At 57.3% G+C, this 1,563-nt stretch carries 1 protein-coding gene and 1 pseudogene; one reads left to right on the top strand and one right to left on the bottom strand.

Going from position 1 to position 1,563, the window contains the following annotated elements:
- Positions 1-31 precede the first annotated feature (31 nt).
- On the top strand, positions 32-958 hold the full coding sequence (gene tnpB / locus FN828_RS20785) for an IS66 family insertion sequence element accessory protein TnpB (RefSeq protein ID WP_221930579.1): 927 nt from the start codon (positions 32-34) through the stop codon (positions 956-958).
- A gap of 516 nt (positions 959-1,474) precedes the next feature.
- On the opposite strand, the pseudogene FN828_RS20380 reads toward tnpB, so the two are convergent.
- A pseudogene (locus tag FN828_RS20380) lies at positions 1,475-1,563 on the bottom strand (IS5/IS1182 family transposase); the annotation flags it as partial.

Below are 1,563 nucleotides of genomic sequence, written 5' to 3'. Positions count from 1 at the left end.
AACTGGGGCAACCGCCCCAAAAGGAGGAGTCATGCGTATTGCTTACGCGTATCTCAAACAACAAACGTGGCTGTATCGCCGCAACTATCCCAAGGCCCTGCAACCAGTGCTGGGTCAGGCGCTGAAACAGTCCCTCAAAACCGGGGATGCCAAGGAAGCCAAGGTTCGGGCGGCTGAGGTCAACGCCCTCTATGAGTCAATCGTGGCAAAGGCCCGTGAAGGCATCGTTCTGGGCCGTCCCGAGCCGGTCAAGGTCGCCGCTCCGGTGTTTGCCCCCAGTAATCCGGTGATCGGTCGGGAAACCGTCAAGGTGCTGGCTCAGGACTATCTGGCGGTTCGGTCTGACCAGCTCCGACATGGCGGGTTCAAATCGGTTCGCTTCTCGATCGGGTTGCTTGTCTCGCTCTACGGGTCCCGACAGGTAGCCAGCCTGTCCCGTGATGACGGTCGCCGCTTCGTGTCTCTGGTGGCTGGCCTGTCCCCGCATGTTGGCAAGAGTTTCAGGGCGCGGTCGCTGTCACTGGAACAACTGGTGTCACGATCCACAGGCCCCCGGATCACCCCCGCCACCCAGAAACGTATCGTGTCACAGGTGCTGCATTTCCTTGACTGGGCGTACTATGAGGGACGGTCCCCTAAGCTGGACTTCGGTGCTGTCCGGGTCGAGGCCAAGGGGCGAGTCAACAGCTATGCCGTTCCCACGGACGAGGAGGTTAAAGGTGATGCAATGATCGCATTCTCTTCTGGCACGAAGGTGTGGATCGCGGGCGGCGTGACGGATATGCGCTGCGGGATGAACAGCCTGGCGTTGAAGGTTCAGCAGGGGCTCGGACGTGACCCGCATGCTGGCGAAATCTTCTGCTTCCGCGGGCGCCGGGGCGATCTCGTGAAACTGCTCTGGCATGATGGGGTGGCCGACAGCGGTGTGCTGCGTGGTTTGATCCATGTGATCTCCTGATAAAAAGGGGTGTCTAGGGTGCTGGTGATTCTCCTTTCGTTCCGCTTCTCACCGCCCCGATAGTCCCGAAATGATAGCGTCATCAATAGACGAAGCTCCTTAAAATATTTATTTTTTCCAAACCCTTGTGTGCCGAACCTTTATGCATACCTAAGCTGCTAAATCAGCCATAAATTGAGGCTGAAGTGCTGACCCAAAGTTGATTCTATTGCCAATCAGCAAGCACGACGACTGGCTGTTCGCAGCTTACGGGGTCGACCCGCTGTTCCTCTGACAACATCAAGGCAGGTCCCGAACCTCCCGATTGGGGGCGCTACGGCGTCCCCGCGTCAAAAGACAGCTTGCGATTGGGCGCGACGTGGGGAAAACTACCGTTATTGATTAAAAGGGAAACTAAATGGAAAAATCAGCCTTGCTTCTGGCCTCGCTCATAGCCGTATCCGGCTGTGCTTCCATGACTACACAAGAAAAGTATGAGCGCGGTTTGGCGATGGAAAGTGTGCCTAGGCTCAGGACTCATAACCAAAACATGACTGTTGCGGCGAGAGCGATGGCCGAGAGGAAGACTTCGGGGCAGCGGTCATATCGGGTGGCGACCCGCCGCC

Source organism: Thalassovita litoralis (assembly GCF_900182725.1).
GTDB classification, from domain to species: domain Bacteria; phylum Pseudomonadota; class Alphaproteobacteria; order Rhodobacterales; family Rhodobacteraceae; genus Thalassobius; species Thalassobius litoralis.
The sequence above is the reverse complement of the archived record's forward strand: the minus strand, read 5'-3'. Positions and strand labels throughout refer to the sequence as shown.

Bases quoted from the DNA above. Each gene is read 5' to 3' on its own strand.
- tnpB (WP_221930579.1), top strand. From the start codon at position 32: ATGCGTATTGCTTACGCGTATCTCAAACAACAAACGTGGCTGTATCGC.